Source organism: Pseudomonas sp. Sample_20 (assembly GCF_004307585.1).
Lineage (GTDB): Bacteria > Pseudomonadota > Gammaproteobacteria > Pseudomonadales > Pseudomonadaceae > Aquipseudomonas > Aquipseudomonas atacamensis.
The window spans coordinates 1-18,882 of sequence record NZ_RCOA01000012.1 but is presented as its reverse complement, the minus strand read 5'-3'; the positions used below and the strand labels follow the sequence as shown (position 1 = coordinate 18,882).

The 18,882-nt window shown below is 62.8% G+C and carries 17 protein-coding genes; 16 read left to right on the top strand and 1 reads right to left on the bottom strand.

Going from position 1 to position 18,882, the window contains the following annotated elements; all coding sequences use genetic code 11:
* Positions 1–44 precede the first annotated feature (44 nt).
* Positions 45–548, bottom strand: coding sequence for a cupin (locus tag D8U70_RS01710; RefSeq protein WP_130928177.1), 504 nt, complete (start codon positions 546–548; stop codon positions 45–47).
* Between the two features lie 180 nt (positions 549–728).
* Here D8U70_RS01710 and D8U70_RS01705 point away from each other — a divergent pair, with 180 nt between their 5' ends.
* The 16 genes from D8U70_RS01705 (at position 729) to D8U70_RS01625 (ending at position 18,809) form a co-directional block, all read left to right on the top strand.
* Complete coding sequence (locus D8U70_RS01705; RefSeq protein WP_130928176.1) at positions 729–2,516, top strand: thiamine pyrophosphate-requiring protein; 1,788 nt, start codon at positions 729–731, stop codon at positions 2,514–2,516.
* Between the two features lie 10 nt (positions 2,517–2,526).
* Positions 2,527–3,264 (top strand): DUF72 domain-containing protein, encoded by a 738-nt coding sequence (locus tag D8U70_RS01700; protein WP_177433932.1) that lies wholly within the window; start codon positions 2,527–2,529, stop codon positions 3,262–3,264.
* Between the two features lie 74 nt (positions 3,265–3,338).
* Positions 3,339–4,226 carry a Dyp-type peroxidase gene (locus D8U70_RS01695; protein ID WP_130928175.1) on the top strand — a complete coding sequence of 296 codons (888 nt, stop codon included), beginning with the start codon at positions 3,339–3,341 and terminating at the stop codon, positions 4,224–4,226.
* A gap of 9 nt (positions 4,227–4,235) precedes the next feature.
* The gene (locus tag D8U70_RS01690) at positions 4,236–5,201 is read left to right on the top strand and encodes a Gfo/Idh/MocA family oxidoreductase (protein WP_130928174.1); all 966 of its coding nucleotides are present in this window, start codon (positions 4,236–4,238) and stop codon (positions 5,199–5,201) included.
* A 215-nt stretch (positions 5,202–5,416) separates the two neighbouring features.
* Positions 5,417–6,169 carry a GntR family transcriptional regulator gene (locus D8U70_RS01680; RefSeq protein ID WP_130928173.1) on the top strand — a complete coding sequence of 251 codons (753 nt, stop codon included), beginning with the start codon at positions 5,417–5,419 and terminating at the stop codon, positions 6,167–6,169.
* Positions 6,166–7,896: a fumarate reductase/succinate dehydrogenase flavoprotein subunit gene (locus D8U70_RS01675; protein ID WP_130928172.1), complete on the top strand. Its 1,731-nt coding sequence runs from the start codon at positions 6,166–6,168 to the stop codon at positions 7,894–7,896. The genes D8U70_RS01680 and D8U70_RS01675 overlap by 4 nt, the downstream gene beginning before the upstream one ends.
* 27 nt (positions 7,897–7,923) lie before the next feature.
* Positions 7,924–8,169 (top strand): ferredoxin family protein, encoded by a 246-nt coding sequence (locus D8U70_RS01670; RefSeq protein ID WP_003225615.1) that lies wholly within the window; start codon positions 7,924–7,926, stop codon positions 8,167–8,169.
* Between the two features lie 212 nt (positions 8,170–8,381).
* Entirely contained in the window at positions 8,382–9,806 is a 1,425-nt protein-coding gene (locus D8U70_RS01665; RefSeq protein ID WP_177433931.1) for an ABC transporter substrate-binding protein, read from the top strand.
* A gap of 215 nt (positions 9,807–10,021) precedes the next feature.
* A complete protein-coding gene (locus D8U70_RS01660) occupies positions 10,022–10,801 on the top strand; it encodes an ABC transporter permease (RefSeq protein WP_073474840.1) in 780 nt (259 codons plus the stop codon).
* A complete protein-coding gene (locus D8U70_RS01655) occupies positions 10,801–11,649 on the top strand; it encodes an ABC transporter ATP-binding protein (RefSeq protein WP_130928170.1) in 849 nt (282 codons plus the stop codon). Before D8U70_RS01660 ends, D8U70_RS01655 begins: the two co-directional genes overlap by 1 nt.
* Positions 11,646–12,608 (top strand): HEAT repeat domain-containing protein, encoded by a 963-nt coding sequence (locus tag D8U70_RS01650; RefSeq protein ID WP_130928169.1) that lies wholly within the window; start codon positions 11,646–11,648, stop codon positions 12,606–12,608. The genes D8U70_RS01655 and D8U70_RS01650 overlap by 4 nt, the downstream gene beginning before the upstream one ends.
* The gene (locus D8U70_RS01645; RefSeq protein WP_110599320.1) at positions 12,605–12,883 is read left to right on the top strand and encodes a DUF971 domain-containing protein; all 279 of its coding nucleotides are present in this window, start codon (positions 12,605–12,607) and stop codon (positions 12,881–12,883) included. Before D8U70_RS01650 ends, D8U70_RS01645 begins: the two co-directional genes overlap by 4 nt.
* A gap of 196 nt (positions 12,884–13,079) precedes the next feature.
* Entirely contained in the window at positions 13,080–13,697 is a 618-nt protein-coding gene (lexA, locus tag D8U70_RS01640; protein ID WP_130928168.1) for a transcriptional repressor LexA, read from the top strand.
* Complete coding sequence (gene imuA / locus D8U70_RS01635) at positions 13,697–14,314, top strand: translesion DNA synthesis-associated protein ImuA (RefSeq protein ID WP_024012713.1); 618 nt, start codon at positions 13,697–13,699, stop codon at positions 14,312–14,314. Before lexA ends, imuA begins: the two co-directional genes overlap by 1 nt.
* 5 nt (positions 14,315–14,319) lie before the next feature.
* Positions 14,320–15,735: a DNA polymerase Y family protein gene (locus D8U70_RS01630; protein WP_130928167.1), complete on the top strand. Its 1,416-nt coding sequence runs from the start codon at positions 14,320–14,322 to the stop codon at positions 15,733–15,735.
* Positions 15,732–18,809, top strand: a complete 3,078-nt coding sequence (locus D8U70_RS01625; protein WP_130928166.1) for an error-prone DNA polymerase — start codon at positions 15,732–15,734, stop codon at positions 18,807–18,809. Before D8U70_RS01630 ends, D8U70_RS01625 begins: the two co-directional genes overlap by 4 nt.
* The last annotated feature ends 73 nt before the right edge of the window (positions 18,810–18,882 follow it).

The following is an 18,882-nucleotide window of genomic DNA, read 5'->3' as shown; positions in this document are numbered from 1 at the left end:
GTGGGAGCGAGCCTGCTCGCGAAGCGTCGGCAGTGTCGCCGCGCCTAATGGCTCCAATACCGCCCAACCGCACCCCCGACTCCCTGCACCGGATCTGTCTCAGGAAACGCCAGCCCCTCGATCCGCGCCAACTGCGCATCACTCGGCGCGGCCCGGCAAATATCCGCCTGCTGCCCCGGCGGATAAGCACCCACCACCAGAAAGTCCTCGCTCGAGCCCAGATTGCAGTGCCCGGTCCCGGCCGGCAGCAACAACACATCCCCAGCGCAGACGTCGACGACTTGCCCATCAGGCCCGCCCAACATCAACCGTGCCTGACCGGCCGCCACGCCAAGCACTTCGTGGCCTTCAGTGTGATAGTGGTGATAGTCATAAATGCCGTAGCGCCACTGCGCCGGCCAGCCATTGGCGCCGAAGGTCTGCTCGAAGCGCGCCGCCGGATCGTCGCCTTCAACGGCAATCGCGCTGCGGTAGATCAGCACTGGCAGACGCGGATTGTTCGGCACCCAGTCATTGCGTTGAAGCAGCAGGGTTTGTACTTCAGTCATGGCCCATCCTCCTTCGATCATTCCTCAATCGACCACAGAGCAGGGCGCATGCCTCAAAAAATCATTGCCGCGCAAACACGGCGCCGATGTTGATGCCCGGAAAATCCAGCGAAACTTCATCGCGCAGCGGGCTGTCCAGACCCTTACATGTCCATGCAGCGGTAAATGGCGAGGGTCAAAATGACGATGACAGTAGGTGATTTTCTGGTTGAGCGGCTCAGCGAATGGGGCGTGACGCGGATTTTTGGCTATCCGGGGGATGGCATCAACGGCGTTTTCGGCGCCATGAGCCGGGCCAAAGGCAAGATCGAATTCGTTCAGGCACGGCACGAGGAAATGGCCGCGTTCATGGCCTCGGCCCACGCCAAGTTCACCGGCGAGCTGGGCGTGTGCATCGCCACTTCCGGCCCCGGCGCTTCGCACCTGATCACCGGCCTCTACGATGCGCGCATGGACCACATGCCGGTGCTGGCCATTGTCGGTCAGCAGGCGCGCACGGCGCTGGGCAGTCACTACCAGCAGGAACTGGATCTGGTGTCGATGTTCAAGGATGTCGCCGGTGCGTTTGTGCAGCAGGCTTCGGCGCCGTCGCAAGTGCGCCATCTGCTTGATCGCGCGGTGCGCACTGCGGTCGGCGAGCGCCGCGTCACCGCGCTGATTCTGCCCAATGACTTGCAGGATCTGCCTTACGAACAACCGGCGCGCGCCCATGGCACCGCGCATTCCGGCGTCGGCTACAGCAAGCCGAAAGTCGTTCCTTATGCAGCCGATCTGCAACGCGCCGCCGAGGTACTGAACAGCGGCGAGAAAGTCGCGATTCTGGTCGGTGCCGGCGCGCTGGAGGCGACCGATCTGGTCATCGCCGTGGCGGAAAAACTCGGCGCGGGCGTCGCCAAGGCGTTGTTGGGCAAAGCCGCATTGCCTGACGATTTGCAGTGGGTCACCGGCAGCATCGGCCTGCTCGGCACCGAGCCCAGCTACAAGCTGATGAGCGAGTGCGACACCTTGCTGATGATCGGTTCGGGCTTCCCGTATTCCGAGTTTCTGCCCAAGGAAGGCCAGGCGCGCGGCGTGCAGATCGACTTGCAGCCGGACATGCTCAGCCTGCGTTATCCGATGGAGGTCAATCTGGTCGGCGATTCAGCGGAAACCCTCGCCGCGTTGCTGCCCTTGCTGGAACAGAAAAACTCGAACAAATGGCGCAAGAAGATCGAAGGCTGGCGCAGCAGCTGGGAGAAAACCCTGGAAAAACGCGCCATGGCCAAAGCCGATCCGGTCAACCCGCAACGAGTGGTCTACGAGTTGTCACCGCGCTTGCCTGAGCAGGCAATTATCACCAGCGACTCCGGCTCTTGCGCCAACTGGTTCGCCCGTGACCTGAAAATCCGTCGCGGCATGAAATGCTCACTGTCCGGTGGCCTGGCCTCGATGGGCGCGGCGGTGCCCTACGCGATCGCGGCCAAGTTCGCCTTCCCGGAGCGCCCGGTCATTGCCCTGGTCGGCGATGGCGCGATGCAGATGAACAACATGGCCGAGCTGATCACTGTCGCCAAATACTGGCGGCAATGGCAGAGCCCGAAATGGATCTGCGCGGTGTTCAACAATGAAGACCTCAACCAGGTGACCTGGGAGCAGCGGGTGATGGAGGGCGATCCCAAATTCGAAGCGTCGCAGAGCATTCCTGATGTGCCGTATCACCTGTTCGCGATTTCCATCGGCCTCAAGGGCATTTTCGTTGATCGCGAGGAAGAGGTCGCCGCTGCGTGGGAACAGGCACTCGCCTCGGAAGTGCCGGTGCTGATTGAGTTCAAAACCGACCCGAACGTGCCGCCGCTGCCGCCGCACATCAAGCTTGAGCAAGCGAAGAAGTTCGCCACGACCCTGCTCAAGGGTGATCCGGATGAAGCCGGGGTGATTGTGCAGACTGCCAAGCAGGTGCTCGGCGCCGTATTGCCCGGGAAGAAATGACGGTGTGCGCTTGAACGAGTCAACCATCTACATCGGTTGCGCCGGCTGGAGTCTCGGGCGCGAGCACTGGCCGGCATTCCCCGCCGAGGGCACGCACCTGCAACGCTACGCCGCGCGCTTCAACTGTGTGGAGATCAACAGCTCGTTCTACCGCCCGCATCGGCGCCAGACCTACGAACGCTGGGCCGACTCGGTAGCGCCGGACTTTCGCTTCGCAGTGAAAGTGCCGAAGCTCATCACCCATGAACAGCGGCTGGCGGACAGCGCGGCCGCGCTCGATGAGCTTCTCGGACAGTGCCAGGGCCTGGGTGATCGACTCGGCTGCCTGCTGGTGCAGTTGCCACCGAAACTTGCGTTCGATGCGCCGGTGGCCGAGGCGTTTTTTCGTGCCCTGCGCGAGCGGTTCAAAGGCAGTGTGGTGCTGGAACCGCGACACGAATCGTGGACTGAGGCTGAGGCAATGCTAATGGAGCTGCAGATTGCCCAGGCGGTGGTCGATCCCTCGCGGATCAGCACCGACACCGCACCGGGTGGCTGGCAAGGCCTGCAGTATTGGCGCCTGCACGGCTCGCCACGGATTTATCACAGCGCTTATGAAGCGGCCTATCTGCAACAGCTTGCTCAGAACCTGCGGCGCGCGAAGGCCGACGGCAGAGACATCTGGTGCATCTTCGACAACACCGCCAGCGGTGCCGCCACCGCCGATGCGCTGGCTTTGAGGGCGTTGATCGAAGGCGTTGAACGCTGAACGACGACGCTCTCGCCACCCACACAAACGATCCGGCTACAGGTAAACTCCGCGCACTTTTTCAAGGAGTTCACATGAGTTACTACCAGCCGGGCATTCTCGCTACCCCTGTTCCTGCGCAAGCACGTCATCTGTTTTTCGCCCTGGCGTCGGTTGAAGCCTTGCCGCAAGCGATCGACAGCCTGCTGATGCTGGTGGATGGCAAGTCGGCGGTGGTTGGCTTTGGTGAGTCGTTGACCAAGGCGCTGAATGTCGAAATCGCTGGCCTGCGCAGCTTCCCGGCGCTGACCGGCGTTGGCGTGAACAACCCGTCGACCCAGCATGCCCTGTGGATCTGGCTGCATGGTGTTGACCGGGGTGAACTGCTCAACCGTTGCAACGCTATCGAAGCCGCGCTGGCCCCGGCCTTGCGTCTGGTCGAAATGCAGGAAGCCTTCCGTCATATGGACGGCCACGACCTTACCGGGTACGAGGACGGCACGGAAAACCCCCACGATGACGCCGCTGTCGCCGCCGCGCTGCTGAGCAGTGGCGCGGACGGGCTGGTCGGTGGCAGCTTCGCCGCGATCCAGCAGTGGCAGCACGACCTCAAGGGTTTTCATCGCCTGTCTGCAGGGGCCAAGGACGACATCATGGGACGGCGCTTGAGCGATAACGAAGAAATCGACGACGCGCCGATCTCCGCCCACGTCAAACGCACCGCGCAAGAGAGCTTCACGCCGGAAGCGTTCGTCGTGCGCCGCTCGATGCCATGGATTGAAGGCGATCGTGCCGGTTTGATGTTCCTCGCCTTCGGCTTTTCGCTGGATGCCTTCGAAGCGCAGCTGCGGCGCATGAGCGGCCTGGAGGACGGTATTGCCGATGGCTTGTACCAGATCAGCCGGCCAATCACCGGCGGCTACTACTGGTGCCCGCCGCTCAAGGACGGACGCCTTGATCTGCGCGCGCTGCGCATCGGCTGAGGACTGCCTATGAACGTGGTGCGCTGGGGCATGATCGGTTGCGGCAGTGTCGCTGAACGCAAGAGCGGACCGGCCTTTTACAAGGCGCCCGGTTCGGCGCTGGTCGCGGTGATGGGTCGACGCCTCGAAGCCGTCACCGATTACGCTTCGCGCCACGGTATCAGCCGCGTCTATACCGATGTCGATGCGCTGATCAACGATCCCGAAGTGGACGCGGTGTACATCGCCACACCGCCCGACAGCCACCATGCCTACAGCCTGAAAGTCGCCGCCGCCGGCAAGCATTGCTGCGTGGAAAAGCCCATGGCGCTCAACGCCGGGCAAAGCCGCGAGATGCAGCAAGCGTTTGCCGCTGCCGGTCTGCACTTGTTCGTCTCGTATTACCGCCGCTCGCTGCCGCGCTTCGCCCAGGTGCGGCAATGGCTGGAGGAGGGTCGCATCGGCGATGTCCGGCATCTGAGCTGGACGCTGACCAAAGCGCCGTCGCCGGCTGATCTTGAGGGTCGCGATAATTGGCGCACCGACCCGGCGGTGGCGGGCGGCGGCTACTTTGCCGACCTGGCCAGCCATGGCCTGGACCTGTTCCAGTATCTGCTTGGCGACATCGTTGAAGTCGCCGGTTTCACCGCGCGTCAGGCGGGTCTGTACGCGGCGGAAGATGCGGTCAGCGCCACTTGGCGGTTCGCTTCCGGAGCGCTGGGCATGGGCTGCTGGAACTTTGTTGCGGACCGGCGTGAGGATCGGGTCGAGATCATCGGCAGCAAGGGGCGCATCGGGTTTTCGGTGTTTGACGAGCATCCGGTGCAGCTGTTTGCCGACGAGCAGATCAGCCTGGAAATTGCCCACCATGAGCATGTCCAGTGGCATCACGTGCTGGGGATGAATGCGCATATTCGTGGTGATTCACAGCATCCCGCCGTGGCCGAGCAAGCCGTCAAGACCGATTGGGTCATGGACCGGATACTCAAACGCTGAATAGCTCACGATCCCCTGTGGGAGCGAGCCTGCTCGCGAAAGCATTCTGTCAGTCAGTATCTTGGGTGACTGACACACCGCTTTCGCGAGCAGGCTCGCTCCCACAGGTCTTCTGGCGCAACACGCATCTAAGGTTATGCCCAAACAATATTTCTCAACCTCGGCATCACATCTCTAAGATCACGTCATAACTCGTTATAACAAGTGATCCCGTGATGACCGATAACGTTCTCTCCCTCAGTAGCGTTCCGCTGCACACCCAACTGCGCGACGTCCTGCGTGCGCGGATTCTCGACGGTGAATACCCGCAAGACAGTCAGATGCCTTCCGAAAGCGAACTGGGCGCGCTGTTCAAAGTCAGCCGCATCACCGTGCGCCAGGCACTCGGTGATCTGCAAAAGGAAGGACTGATCTTCAAGATCCACGGCAAGGGCACCTTCGTCGCCAAGCCGAAAACCTTTCAGAACGTCAGCAGCCTGCAAGGCCTCGCCGAGTCGATGACCGGGCGCGGCTACGAGGTGATCAACCGCCTGCGCAGTTTCAAATTCATTCCGGCCGACAAGCGTGTCGCCGAGCGTCTGCAGGTGGCCGAAGGTGAAATCGTCGCGCAGATCAAACGCGTACGGCTGATCAATCGCGAGCCGATCTCGCTGGAAATCACCTACCTGCCTAAAACGGTCGGTGAGCGACTGGAGAAGGCTGATCTGGTCACCCGCGACATCTTTCTGATCCTCGAAAACGACTGCGGCATCGCCCTCGGCCACGCCGATCTGGCCATCGACGCAGTGCTGGCCGACAGCGACCTGACCCAGGCACTCGCCGTCGAAGCGGGCTCGCCGATCATGCGCATCGAGCGCTTGACCTACGATGCCCAAGGCCAGCCGCTGGACTTCGAACACCTTTATTACCGTGGCGATGCGTTCCAGTACCGCCTGCGGATCGACCGGCAAAAAGGGGAGCAGGCATGACCCGCAACGTTCTAGAGCAGGAATACGACATCGTCGTGATTGGCGGCGGTACGGCCGGGCCGATGGCGGCGATAAAGGCCAAAGAGAAGAACCGCGATTTGCGCGTTTTGCTGGTCGACAAGGCCAACGTCAAACGCAGCGGCGCGATCAGCATGGGCATGGACGGCCTGAACAACGCCATCATTCCCGGCCACTCGACGCCGGAGCAGTACACCAAGGAAATCACCATCGCCAATGACGGCATCGTCAATCAGGCGGCGGTCTACACCTATGCGACGCACAGTTTTGAAACCATCGAACAACTCGACCGCTGGGGCGTGAAGTTCGAGAAGGACGAAACCGGTGACTACGCGGTGAAAAAGGTCCACCACATGGGCGCCTATGTGCTGCCGATGCCGGAAGGGCACGACATCAAGAAAGTCCTGTATCGGCAGTTGAAACGTGCGCGGGTGAGCATCACCAATCGCCTGGTCTGCACGCGTTTGCTGACCGACGAGGAGGGCGCGGTCAACGGTGTGATGGGCTTCGATTGCCGCACCGCCGACTTCCATGTGATCAAGGCCAAAGCAGTGATTCTCGCCTGCGGCGCGGCCGGACGCCTCGGTCTGCCGTCGTCGGGCTACCTGATGGGCACCTACGAAAACCCGACCAATGCCGGTGACGGCTACGCGATGGCCTATCACGCCGGTGCCGAACTGGCCAATCTCGAGTGCTTCCAGATCAACCCGCTGATCAAGGACTACAACGGTCCGGCCTGCGCCTACGTCACCGGCCCGCTGGGTGGCTACACCGCCAACAACAAGGGTGAACGCTTCATCGAGTGCGACTACTGGAGCGGGCAAATGATGTGGGAATTTCACCAGGAACTGGAAAGCGGCAACGGCCCGGTGTTCCTTAAACTCGATCACCTGGCCGAGGAAACCATCCAGAACATCGAGGAAATCCTGCACAGCAACGAGCGTCCGAGCCGTGGCCAGTTCCACGCCAATCGCGGCACTGACTACCGTACGCAGATGGTCGAAATGCACATTTCGGAAATCGGTTTTTGCAGCGGCCACTCGGCGTCCGGCGTGTGGGTCAACGAGCGTGCCGAGACTTCAGTCAAAGGCTTGTATTCGGCCGGCGACATGGCTGCGGTGCCGCACAATTACATGCTCGGCGCGTTCACTTACGGCTGGTTCGCCGGGCACAACGCCGCGGAATTTGTCGCCGGCCGCGAGTTTTCCGCACTGGACAGCGAGCAGATCGTCAAGGAACAGGCCCGGGTCTACGCGCCGCTCGATCGTCAGGACGGTCTGCCGCCGGCGCAGGTCGAGTACAAGCTGCGGCGCTTCGTCAACGACTACCTGCAACCGCCGAAAGTGACCAAAAAAATGCAGATCGGCCTGCAACGCTTCAGCGACATCGAGCGCGATCTCGAGCAGATGAAAGCCAACAACGCTCACGAACTGATGCGAGCGATGGAAACCAGCGTGATCCGCGATTGCGCCGAAATGGCCGCCCGCGCGTCGTTGTTCCGCGCCGAAAGCCGCTGGGGCTTGTACCACTATCGCGTCGATCACCCGCAACGCAACGACGCCGAGTGGTTCTGCCATTGCCATCTGAAGAAGGGCGAGGACGGGCGCATGACCAGTTTCAAGAAAGCCGTCGAGCCTTACATCATCCCGCTCGACGCCGACGAAATGCAGGCTTACGACCGCCTGCGGGTCGGCGCCTGCGCCGCTTGATGCATCACTAGAAAGAGAGTCCGAACCATGGCTTATCAAGCTCAGGAAATCTTCTTCCGCTCCAACGCGCCGGTCACCGTCGACGAGGACAAATGCATCGCCGAAAAGGGCTGCACCGTGTGCGTCGACGTCTGCCCGATGGACCTGCTGGCGATCAACCCGGCCACGCAAAAGGCCTACATGGCGTTCGATGAATGCTGGTACTGCATGCCGTGTGAGAAGGATTGCCCGACGGGGGCGGTGAAGGTCGACATCCCCTATTTGTTGCGTTGACCCCAAATCCATTGTGGGAGCGAGCCTGCTCGCGAAAGCAATCACTCATTCAACAATGATGGTGACTGACCCGCCGCCTTCGCGAGCAGGCTCGCTCCCACATTGCAATTGTGATTATCCAATAGCCATCCGGTGAACCCCGGACGCTGAAGTGCAAAACACCCCTCGTTTCCCACCGCGCCCCGATCGCGGCGGAGACGAACTTCAAACCAATGATTCGAGGGGAAACACTCATGTTGCGTGCAGCACTCGCTGGGCTGGTCCTGGCTTCATTCACCTTGTCGGCCTCGGCCGAAACCATCCGCATCGCCATCGGCACTCAGGACACCACCATCAACTGCGCCGCCGGTGGCCTGTTGATCAGGGAACTGGGTCTGCTGGAAAAATACCTGCCCCACGATGGCGCCTACAAAGATGCGAAGTACGACGTGCAATGGAAGAATTTCACCAGTGGCGCGCCGCTGACCAACGAGATGGTCGCCGGCAAGCTCGACTTTGGCGCCATGGCCGATTTCCCCGGTGCGTTCAACGGCGTGGCATTCGAAACGGCGGGCAAGCACAGCCTGTTCATCAGCGTGCTGTCGGGCAGCATCAAGGGCAGCGGCAACGGCATCGTCGTGCCGAGCGCTTCGTCGGTGCAAAGCCTGAGCGAACTCAAGGGCAAGACCATTTCGGTGCCGTTCGCCTCGACGGCTCACGGCATGTTGCTGCGCGCCGTGGCAGAGCAGGGCTGGGACCCGCTCAAGGATGTCAACATCATCGCCCAGCCACCGGAAGTCGCCGGCTCGGCATTGCAGGCCGGCAAGATCGACGCCCACGCCGATTTCGTGCCCTTCGCCGAGCTATTCCCGAGCCGTGGTTTCGCCCGCAAGATCTATGACGGCGCCCAGGCCAACGCACCGACTTTCCATGGCGCATTGGTCGATCAGGCCTACGCCAGAAAGTACCCGGAAATCGTCGTCGCCTACCTGCGTGCGAGCATCGAAGCCAACCAACTGCTCGCCGCCGAACCGGAGAAGTACAGCGAACTGATCGCCAAAGTCACCGGGGTCGATGCCGAGGTCAACTACCTGTTCCACGGCCCGCTCGGCGTACAGACCCGTGACCTGAGCTGGAAGCCTGAATATCGCCAGGCCGTCGGTACCGCCATCGATACCCTGAAGCTGCTGAAGAAAGCCGATCGCGGGCTCGACCTGAACAGCTTCATCGACGACCAGTACATCCGCGCCGCCTTCAAGGCTGCGAACCTCGATTACACCGCGCAACTGGCCAACTACGCGCAGACGCCGGTGCCGGGTGTGGATGCGGCGACGGGCAAAGCCATCACCGACGTCAGCCATGTCGCGGAAATCTGGGTGCGTGGCGAGGAAAAAGTCCGCCGTTATGGCTCGGCTGAAGCGGCCTTCACCGCGTTGGCAGGGTTGAAACAGGAGGGCAAGAACATTCGTGCGGTGTATGCGCAGGCCAGTGACAGCGGGATCAAGTTGCTCGCTGAACAGGCGTGGTTTGCCAGCGATGCCAAGGGTCGCCTCAGCGCATTTCTGCTCAAGGGCCAGGCCCAGCAATACGCTGCGGCGCAGGGCGGCAAGGTGTTCGACTTTAGCGATGCCACTGCGCAGGTTGTTGCTGCGCGCTGAAGATCAAAAGCCCCTCACCCTAACCCTCTCCCGAAGGGAGAGGGGACTGACCGAGTTGTTGGTGAGAGATACGCCGACGTGAAGTACCGAGTCGAACTCAGGTCGTGAAAAGCACGCAAATCGGCTCCCTTTCCCCCTCGCCCCCCTGGGGGAGAGGGCTGGGGTGAGGGGGTAAATCTCAGCCATCACACAGAACCCGAACTGGAAACCGGACTATGAAAACACCGTTGCGCTGGACATCAAAAGCCGCCTCACTGCTGCTCTGCCTGCTCTTCTGGCAACTCGCCGCCAGCCATCACTGGAACCTCGGCCTGGTCACCTTTGCCAACGTGCCGACGCCACTGGCGGTGATCGAAGCCGCGCTGGGCCTGGGCGACTCGGGCAAACTCTGGCAGCACCTGAGCAGCAGCCTCGGCCGGGTCTTCGCCGGTTACGTGGCGGCGTTGATCCTCGGCATCGCCCTGGGCCTGGCCATCGGCCGGTCGAAATGGGCCGAAGACATTCTGCTGCCGCCACTGGAAGTCCTGCGCCCGATCCCCGCCGTGGCGTGGATTCCGCTGGCGATCCTGATGTTTCCATCCTCGGAATTGTCGATGGTCTTTATCACCTTCACCGGCGCGCTGTTCCCGATCCTGCTCAACACCGTGCACGGCGTCGAAGGCGTCGATCCACGCCTGATCGCCTCTGCAAAAAGCCTCGGAGCAGGGCGCCGGGCGATTCTGCTGGAAGTAATCCTCCCGGGCGCTGCGCCGAGCATCATCACTGGCCTTGCGATCGGCATGGGCACTTCGTGGTTCTGTCTGGTGACCGCGGAAATGATCTCCGGGCAGTTCGGCATCGGTTACTACACCTGGGAGTCCTACACCATTCAGAACTACGCCGACATTGTCGTCGGCATGCTCCTGATCGGCGTGTTGGGCATGGGCAGCAGTTGGCTGATCAAACGCCTGGGCGGCTTGTTCACGCCTTGGCATCGACCGCGAGGCAAAGCCTGATGAGCGTGATGCAAACCCCGGCAGGGCGGATCGACATTCGCCAGTTGTCCATCGTCCTCGGCCAGGGCCGCGAAGCCTTCGAAGCGGTGCAGGGCCTCGATTGCCAGATCGAATCCGGCCAGTTCGTGTGCATTCTCGGCCCCTCCGGTTGCGGCAAGTCGACCTTGCTCGGCGCCCTGGCCGGACACTTGAATGCCAGTACCGGCAGCTTGAAAGTCGACGGCAGCGCGGTGGCCGGCCCGTCGCCGCAGCGCGGCATGGTGTTTCAGCACCACACGCTGTTCCCGTGGCGTACGGTGCGCGACAACGTCGCCTTCGGCCTGAAGATGCGCGGCGTCGGCAAGGCTGAGCGGCATCGCGCGGCTGATGAAATCCTCAAACTGGTCGGCCTCGAAGGCTTTGCCGAGCGCTGGCCGGATCAGCTCTCCGGTGGCATGCAGCAGCGGGTGGAGATCGCACGGGTGCTGGTCAATCGACCGCGCCTGTTGCTGATGGACGAGCCGTTCGGCGCGCTGGATGCGCTGACCCGCTTGAACATGCAGGAACTGCTGTTGGACATCTGGACGCGCATCCGCACCACCGTGGTTTTCGTCACCCATGACATCGACGAGGCGCTGTTTCTAGCCGATCGCTTGCTGGTAATGAGCGCGCGACCAGGGCGAATCATCGAAGACCTGCGTCTGGACTTTCCACGCCCGCGTACCAGCGAACTGGTGACCAGCCCCGAGTTCGCTCGACTGAAACGCCATTGCCTCGACCTGCTGCGCCACGACAACGACCGACCGCTGCCGCGCCTCAATCCGCTCGGCCTGCCTCCTGAAACCCCTTTGCCGCGATTTGCCCTATGACCTCTATTTTTGCTGTGACCGACAACGAAGACATCCTCGCCCTGCAACCGCGCCTGACGGCTGAAGACGCTGGCGTGCGGCGCATTGCCCTGATTGATCTGGCCGATCTGGAGGAGCCGGATGGTTTGCTCTGGCTGGTTGATCGACTCCGGCAGGATCCCGCCGAGGACGTTCGCGCTGAAGCCGCACGATTGCTCGAAGCGTGGGAGGATGAAGCGGTCGTGCAAGCCTTGTGCGAAGCGCTGACGGATCCGTCGCCCGCTGTGCAATCGGCAGCGGCGCAAAGCCTGAGCCTGCTCAAGACTGCAGCGGCGGGGCGCGTGATTCTGCCGTGGACCGAACATGCCGATGTCAGTGTGCGCATCGCCGCCTTTCGGGCGTTACGCGAATTGCGCTTCGCCGAGGCCGCGCCGGCTGCCGTCGCCGCGTTGGTGGACGCCGATGGCAATGTCCGTCGCGAAGCGGTCGGTGTGCTCGGCTGGCTCAAACAGATCGAGGCGCTGCCAGCCCTGGCGCAACTGGCCAGCGACGACCCGGACACCGAAGTGCGCCGCGCCGCGACGGGTGCGCTGGGTCTGGCCAGTGGCGCCGAAGTATTGCCGGCGTTGCGCCAGGCTTTGCAAGATCAGGCCTGGCAAGTGCGCGAAGAAGCCGCGACGACACTGGGCAAGGTTGGCCACAGCGACGCCGGCCCGGCCTTGGTCGAAGCGCTGAGCGATGATTACTGGCAAGTGCGCTTGCGCGCCACTCGCAGCCTCGGCCGCTTGCGCTTCGTCCCGGCGCTGGACGCGCTGATCGACACCCTCGGCCACCGCATCAGCAATCTGCGCAAGGAAGCCGCGCTGGCCCTCGGTGAATTGAACGATCGCGGCGCCGTGGCCGCGTTGCAGGCAGCGCAGGACGACGGCGACCCGGAAGTGCGCAAAGCCGTGCGCATCGCGTTGAGTCAGTTGCAATGAACCCACTGTCGGTGGGCAACTCGCAGAGTGCACGCACGTTGCGCCTGAGCTGGCCGGACGGGCGCGAATCGTTGCTCACGCATGCCGATCTGCGCCGGCAATGCCCATGCTCGCAATGCCGCGCATTTCGCCTGCGCGGTGTCACGCCGCTGGTTGATGATCGCGTGCGCCTGATCGAGGTCAATCCGCAGGGGTATGGTGTGCAACTGGTGTTCAGCGATGGCCATCAACGCGGGATTTACCCGTGGGAGTACCTGGCGCAACTGGCTTCCTGACCTTATCCGATGATCGTTCCCACGCTCCGCGTGGGAATGCAGCCCGTGACGCTCCGCGTCACTGGACGCGGAGCGTCCCTTGAGGCATTCCCACGCAGAGCGTGGGAACGATCAGACAGATTGATCCGATTGCAGCTGCCTGCGTCGGCTTGCGCCGACTGGCGGTTCTTGTCAGGAAATTCCCACAGGAGTACAAATGTACTCCATGACGAACCTGACTCCCCGCCGTACCGCCATTCTGACCTTTATCCGCGATCGCATCGCCGAGCACGGTCAGCCCCCAAGCCTCGCTGAAATCAGCGAGGCTTTTGGTTTTGCCTCGCGCAGCGTGGCGCGCAAGCATGTGCTGGCGCTCACCGAAGCCGGTTTCATTGAGGTCAATCCGCATCAGGCCCGGGGCATTCGCCTGCTCGGTCAGCCACCGCGTCCGGAATTGCTGGAGATCCCCGTACTCGGTCGCGTGGCTGCCGGCGCACCGATTGGCGCCGATGTCGATATCCATAACCGTTTGCTGCTCGACCCGGCGCTGTTCTCCCGCACCCCGGATTACATGCTGCGGGTGCAGGGCGACTCGATGATCGAAGACGGCATCCTCGACGGCGATCTGGTCGGTGTACGGCGCAATCCCGAGGCGCTGAACGGCCAGATCGTCGTTGCGCGTCTGGACGGTGAAGTCACCATCAAACGCTTCGAACGGATCGGGGATGAAGTGCGCCTGCTGCCGCGTAACCCGGCGTACAAGCCGATTGTCGTGCGTGATGATCAGGATCTGGCCATCGAAGGCGTGTTCTGTGGTCTGGTGAGGCAAGGCTGATGGGCGCCGTCGTTGCGTTGGATACGCTGTTCAATGGCGGCCAGGTCTGGCGCGGCAGGCCTGCGCCACCGGCGGCGAGTCCGCAGCCGACCGGGCATGCGGGACTGGACGCAGCTCTGCCCAGCGGCGGCTGGCCGGAAGCGGCGCTGAGCGAAATCCTTCTCGCCGGCCCCGGTGTCGGCGAGCTACAACTGGTCTGGCCAACCCTGGCGCGATTGTCCGCGGCCGGTGAGCGCATCGTGTTGGTGGCGCCGCCGTTCGTGCCGTACCCGCAGGCCTGGGCCAATGCCGGAGTCGATCTGCGCCAGTTGTCGGTGATTCAGGCCAGCGAGCGCGATGCCTTGTGGGCGGCGGAGCAATGCCTGCGCTCGGGCAGTTGCGGCGCGGTGCTGTGCTGGCCGAACAAGGCCGATGACCGAGCCTTGCGGCGTTTGCAGGTAGCGGCGGAAACCGGCCAGACCCTGGCCTTTGCCTGGCGCCCGTTGAGCGAAGCGGTCAACCCGTCACCGGCAGCGTTACGCATAGCCATCGATGCCAAACCGGCGCAGCTACGCGTACTCAAATGCCGTGGCGGCCTGGCGCGTGCTACGCCGATTGCCTTTGCCGTGGGGCACTGATTGTCATGCGCTGGGTATGTATCCTGTTTCCGCAATTGGCCCTCGACGCCGTGCTGCGTCAGCGGCCCGACCCTGAAGAGCCGCTGGTCCTGCTCAGCGGCCCGGCCCAGCGGCGAGTGCTGCAAGCGGTTAATCCGGCGGCACGCAAACTCGGCCTGCGCCCTGGCATGTCGATGACCGCCGCGCAAGCCATGAGCAAAGGCTTTGCCACCGCCGATTATGAGGTGGCCGAGGTCGAGCACTGGCAGCAGTTTCTCGCCGCATGGGCCTACCGTTTCAGCGCGCAAGTCAGCGTGCATTACCCGCGTACCGTGGTGTTCGAGATCGAATCCAGCCTCGGACTGTTCGGTACCTGGCCGCAATTTGAAGCTCGCCTGCGCCAGGAGTTGAAAGACCTGGGCTTTCGTCATCGCATCGTCGCCGCGCCGAACCCGGTGGCGGCGCGAGTGCTGGCCAATGCCTACGATGGCCTGGTGGTGCCGGACGGCGAGGCCTTGCAGCATCATCTCGGGCAATTGCCGGTCGACCGCGTCGGGCTGGAGCCGAATGTCGCCACGGCGTTGTCGCGCATGGGCCTGCGCAATCTCAGTCAGGTGCAAAGCCTTCCACGCCAGGCACTGGCCCGGCGTTTCGAAGCGCAGATGCTCAAGCACCTCGACACGCTGTTCGGCGCACGCCCTCTGGCGCTGGCGTTCTATCTGCCGCCCGACCGTTTCGATATCCGCATCGAACTGAATTTCGACGTGCAATCCCATCAAGCCTTGCTATTCCCGTTACGGCGCTTGACCGGCGATTTGTCGGCGTTCCTCTGCGGGCGCGACAGTGGCGTGCAGCGTTTCGACCTGCATCTGGAACACGCCGGGCTGCCGGACACAGTGATCAAGGTCGGCCTGCTCAGCGCCGAGCGTGACGCGGCGATGCTCTTCGAACTGGCCCGTGGCCGGCTGGAACAAGTTCAGGTGGAGGCACCGGTGCGTGGTTTTCGCTTGCGCGCCGAAGACCTGCCGAGTTTCGTTCCGCAATATCAGGAGCTGTTCGACGACCGCCCGCAGCAGACCTTGCCCTGGGAGCAATTGCGCGAACGCCTGCGCGCACGGCTGGGTGATGACGCGGTGCAGGGGCTGCGCTTTCAGGCCGATCATCGCCCCGAGTGCGCGTGGCAGAACGCTGCCGATAAACACCTTTGCACGGGGTTGCCCAGCGTGCAGCGTCCGGGCTGGCTGCTCAACGAACCGCAAAGCGTGCCGGAAGGTTCGGCGCGGATTCTCATGGGGCCTGAGCGCATCGAATCCGGTTGGTGGGACGGTGGCGACGTGCGGCGTGATTACTACCTGATCCAGAACCGCGCCGGTCAGCAGGGCTGGGCCTGGCGGGCGGTGGGTGAGGGCGGTCCGCTGTGGCTGCAAGGCTGGTTCGCATGAGTGCCGATTACGCCGAACTGCATTGCCTGTCGAACTTCAGTTTCCAGCGCGGAGCCTCGAGCGCGCTGGAACTGTTTCAGCGGGCGAAAAAGCACGGCTATCAGGCGCTGGCGATCACCGACGAATGTACCCTGGCCGGCATCGTTCGTGCGTGGCAAGCGGCGAAGTCCGTTGAGTTGCCGTTGATCATCGGCAGCGAGATACGCATCGACAACGGCCCGAAACTGGTGCTTCTGGTGGAAAACCTTGCCGGTTATCAGGCCTTGTGCGGCTTGATCACCCAGGCTCGGCGGCGTACGCAGAAAGGCCAGTATCAGGTGCTGCGCGAAGACTTCGCCGAAGCGCTGCCGGGTTTGCTGGTGTTGTGGGTGCCGGATTCAGTGGATGACCGGGAAGAAGGGCGCTGGCTGAAACAAACCTTCGGCGACCGCCTGTGGCTCACGGTGCAACTGCATCGCGGGCAGAACGATCAGCAGCGGCTTGCGGCATTGTTGGCTCTGGCGGCTGAGTTGCAGATTCCAGCCGTGGCCAGCGGCGATGTGCACATGCATGCCCGGGGGCGCCGTGCCTTGCAGGACACCATGACCGCGATCCGTCATCACATCCCCGTGGCCGAAGCGGGTTTGCGCCTGCATCCCAACGGCGAGCGGCATTTGCGTTGCCTCGATGAGCTGCGCGCCCTGTATCCGCCGGACTTGCTCGAAGCGTCGCTAAAACTGGCCAGCCGCTGCACCTTCGATCTGAGCGAGCTGCGCTATCAGTACCCGAAAGAGCTGGTGCCCGAGGGGCACAGTGCCAGTTCCTGGTTGCGCCATCTGACCGAGGAGGGCATTGCCTGGCGCTGGCCGAAAGGGCCTCAGGCCAAGGTGCTCAAGCAGATCGATGACGAGTTGCAATTGATCGCTGAGCTCGGCTATGAAAGCTACTTCCTCACCGTGCACGACGTGGTGCGCTTTGCCCGCACACAGAAAATCCTCTGTCAGGGGCGTGGTTCGGCAGCCAACTCGGCGGTGTGTTATGCCTTGGGCATCACCGAAATCGACCCGGAGCGCACCACGCTATTGTTCGAACGCTTCATGTCCAAAGAGCGCAACGAGCCGCCGGATATCGATGTCGATTTCGAGCACGAGCGCCGCGAAGAAGTCCTGCAATACGTGTTCAACCGTTATGGCCGGCGACGTGCGGCGCTGACGGCGGTGGTCAGCACCTATCACGCCACCGGCGCCGTGCGCGATGTGGCCAAGGCCCTCGGCCTGCCGCCGGATCAGATCAACGCGCTGGCCGACTGCTGCGGGCGCTGGAGCGATGAGACGCCGCCGCTGGAACGTTTGCGTGAAGGCGGCTTCGACCCGGACAGTCCGGTGCTGCGCCGGGTACTGAGCCTGACCGGGCAACTGATTGGCTTCCCCCGGCATCTGTCGCAGCATCCCGGTGGATTTGTGATCTCCGAGCAGCCGCTGGACACCTTGGTGCCGGTCGAAAACGCGGCAATGGCCGACCGCACCATCATTCAGTGGGACAAGGACGACCTCGATGCGGTCGGCCTGCTCAAGGTGGATATCCTCGCCTTGGGCATGCTCAGTGCGATTCGCCGCTGCTTCGATCTGCTGCGCCGGCATCGTGATCTGAACCTGACGCTCGCGACGATCCCCGCCGAAGACAAACCGACCTACGAAATGATCAGCCGCGCCGATACCGTCGGCGTGTTCCAGATCGAATCGCGGGCGCAGATGTCGATGCTGCCGCGCCTGAAGCCAAAGACCTTCTACGATCTGGTGATTGAAGTGGCGATTGTCCGTCCCGGGCCGATTCAGGGCGGCATGGTTCATCCGTATCTGCGCCGACGTAATAACGAAGAGGCGGAAACCTATCCGTCGCCGGCGCTCGAAGTCGTACTCAAAAGAACCCTGGGCGTGCCGTTGTTCCAGGAACAGGTCATGCAGATCGCCATCGTCGCTGCCGACTATAGCCCCGGCGAGGCCGATCAGTTGCGCCGCTCGATGGCGGCGTGGAAGCGCCATGGCGGACTGGAGCCGCACAAGGAACGCCTCGCCGCCGGCATGAAAAAGAACGGCTACACACCGGAATTCGCTGCGCAGATCTTCGAGCAGATCAAGGGCTTCGGCAGTTACGGCTTCCCCGAATCCCACGCCGCCAGTTTCGCCTTGCTGACCTACGCCAGTTGCTGGCTCAAGTGTCACGAGCCAGCGGCGTTCGCCTGTGCACTGATCAACAGTTGGCCGATGGGCTTTTACAGCCCGGACCAGATTCTGCAGGACGCGCGGCGGCACCAATTGCAGATCCGTCCGGTGGACGTGCGCGCCAGCGACTGGGATTGCAGCCTCGAACCGTTGAGTGCCGGGCAACCGGCAATTCGCATGGGCCTGCGCATGATCAAGGGGTTTCGCGAAGAAGATGCGCGGCGCATCGAAGCCGCGCGCCGCCACGGGGCGTTTGCCGATGTCGCTGACCTGGGTGAGCGCGCCGCCCTCGACAGTCGTGCGCAGGCCTTGCTGGCAGACTCCGGCGCTTTGCGCGGTCTGGCCGGGCATCGTCATCGTGCGCGTTGGGAAGTGGCCGGGGTGCAGAAACAACTCGGCCTGTTCGCCGGCCTGCCCAACGAGGAAGAAGTCAAAATCGTCCTGCCCAAACCCAGCGTTGGCGAAGACTTGCATGCTGATTACGCCACGGTGGGGACGACGCTGGGGCCGCACCCGTTGGCATTGTTGCGTGGCGAGTTGCAGGCCCGGCGTTGCCGCAGTTCGCGCGAGTTGATGGATATCGAACATGGCCGGCCGGTCAGCGTGGCCGGTCTGGTCACCGGCCGACAGCGCCCCGGTACGGCCAGCGGGGTGACGTTCGTGACCCTGGAAGACGAGTTCGGCAACGTCAACGTGGTGGTCTGGCGTGACCTGGCCGAGCGTCAGCGCCAAGTGCTGGTGGGGTCGCAATTGCTCAAGGTCGACGGCCGCTGGGAACGCGAAGGCGATGTGCGTCACTTGATCGCCGGGCGCATGAGCGACCTGAGCCCGCTGCTCAATGGCATTCATGTGCAGAGCCGCGATTTCCACTGACCCGTGTGGGAGCGAGCCTGCTCGCGAAAGCGCAGTGTCAGGCGATGACGATGTTGACTGTGCCGCCGCCTTC

Bases quoted from the DNA above. Each gene is read 5' to 3' on its own strand.
- D8U70_RS01710 (WP_130928177.1), bottom strand. From the start codon at position 548: ATGACTGAAGTACAAACCCTGCTGCTTCAACGCAATGACTGGGTGCCG.
- D8U70_RS01705 (WP_130928176.1), top strand. From the start codon at position 729: ATGACGATGACAGTAGGTGATTTTCTGGTTGAGCGGCTCAGCGAATGG.
- D8U70_RS01695 (WP_130928175.1), top strand. From the start codon at position 3,339: ATGAGTTACTACCAGCCGGGCATTCTCGCTACCCCTGTTCCTGCGCAA.
- D8U70_RS01690 (WP_130928174.1), top strand. From the start codon at position 4,236: ATGAACGTGGTGCGCTGGGGCATGATCGGTTGCGGCAGTGTCGCTGAA.
- D8U70_RS01680 (WP_130928173.1), top strand. From the start codon at position 5,417: ATGACCGATAACGTTCTCTCCCTCAGTAGCGTTCCGCTGCACACCCAA.
- D8U70_RS01675 (WP_130928172.1), top strand. From the start codon at position 6,166: ATGACCCGCAACGTTCTAGAGCAGGAATACGACATCGTCGTGATTGGC.
- D8U70_RS01670 (WP_003225615.1), top strand. From the start codon at position 7,924: ATGGCTTATCAAGCTCAGGAAATCTTCTTCCGCTCCAACGCGCCGGTC.
- D8U70_RS01665 (WP_177433931.1), top strand. From the start codon at position 8,382: ATGATTCGAGGGGAAACACTCATGTTGCGTGCAGCACTCGCTGGGCTG.
- D8U70_RS01660 (WP_073474840.1), top strand. From the start codon at position 10,022: ATGAAAACACCGTTGCGCTGGACATCAAAAGCCGCCTCACTGCTGCTC.
- D8U70_RS01655 (WP_130928170.1), top strand. From the start codon at position 10,801: ATGAGCGTGATGCAAACCCCGGCAGGGCGGATCGACATTCGCCAGTTG.
- D8U70_RS01650 (WP_130928169.1), top strand. From the start codon at position 11,646: ATGACCTCTATTTTTGCTGTGACCGACAACGAAGACATCCTCGCCCTG.
- D8U70_RS01645 (WP_110599320.1), top strand. From the start codon at position 12,605: ATGAACCCACTGTCGGTGGGCAACTCGCAGAGTGCACGCACGTTGCGC.
- lexA (WP_130928168.1), top strand. From the start codon at position 13,080: ATGTACTCCATGACGAACCTGACTCCCCGCCGTACCGCCATTCTGACC.
- imuA (WP_024012713.1), top strand. From the start codon at position 13,697: ATGGGCGCCGTCGTTGCGTTGGATACGCTGTTCAATGGCGGCCAGGTC.
- D8U70_RS01630 (WP_130928167.1), top strand. From the start codon at position 14,320: ATGCGCTGGGTATGTATCCTGTTTCCGCAATTGGCCCTCGACGCCGTG.
- D8U70_RS01625 (WP_130928166.1), top strand. From the start codon at position 15,732: ATGAGTGCCGATTACGCCGAACTGCATTGCCTGTCGAACTTCAGTTTC.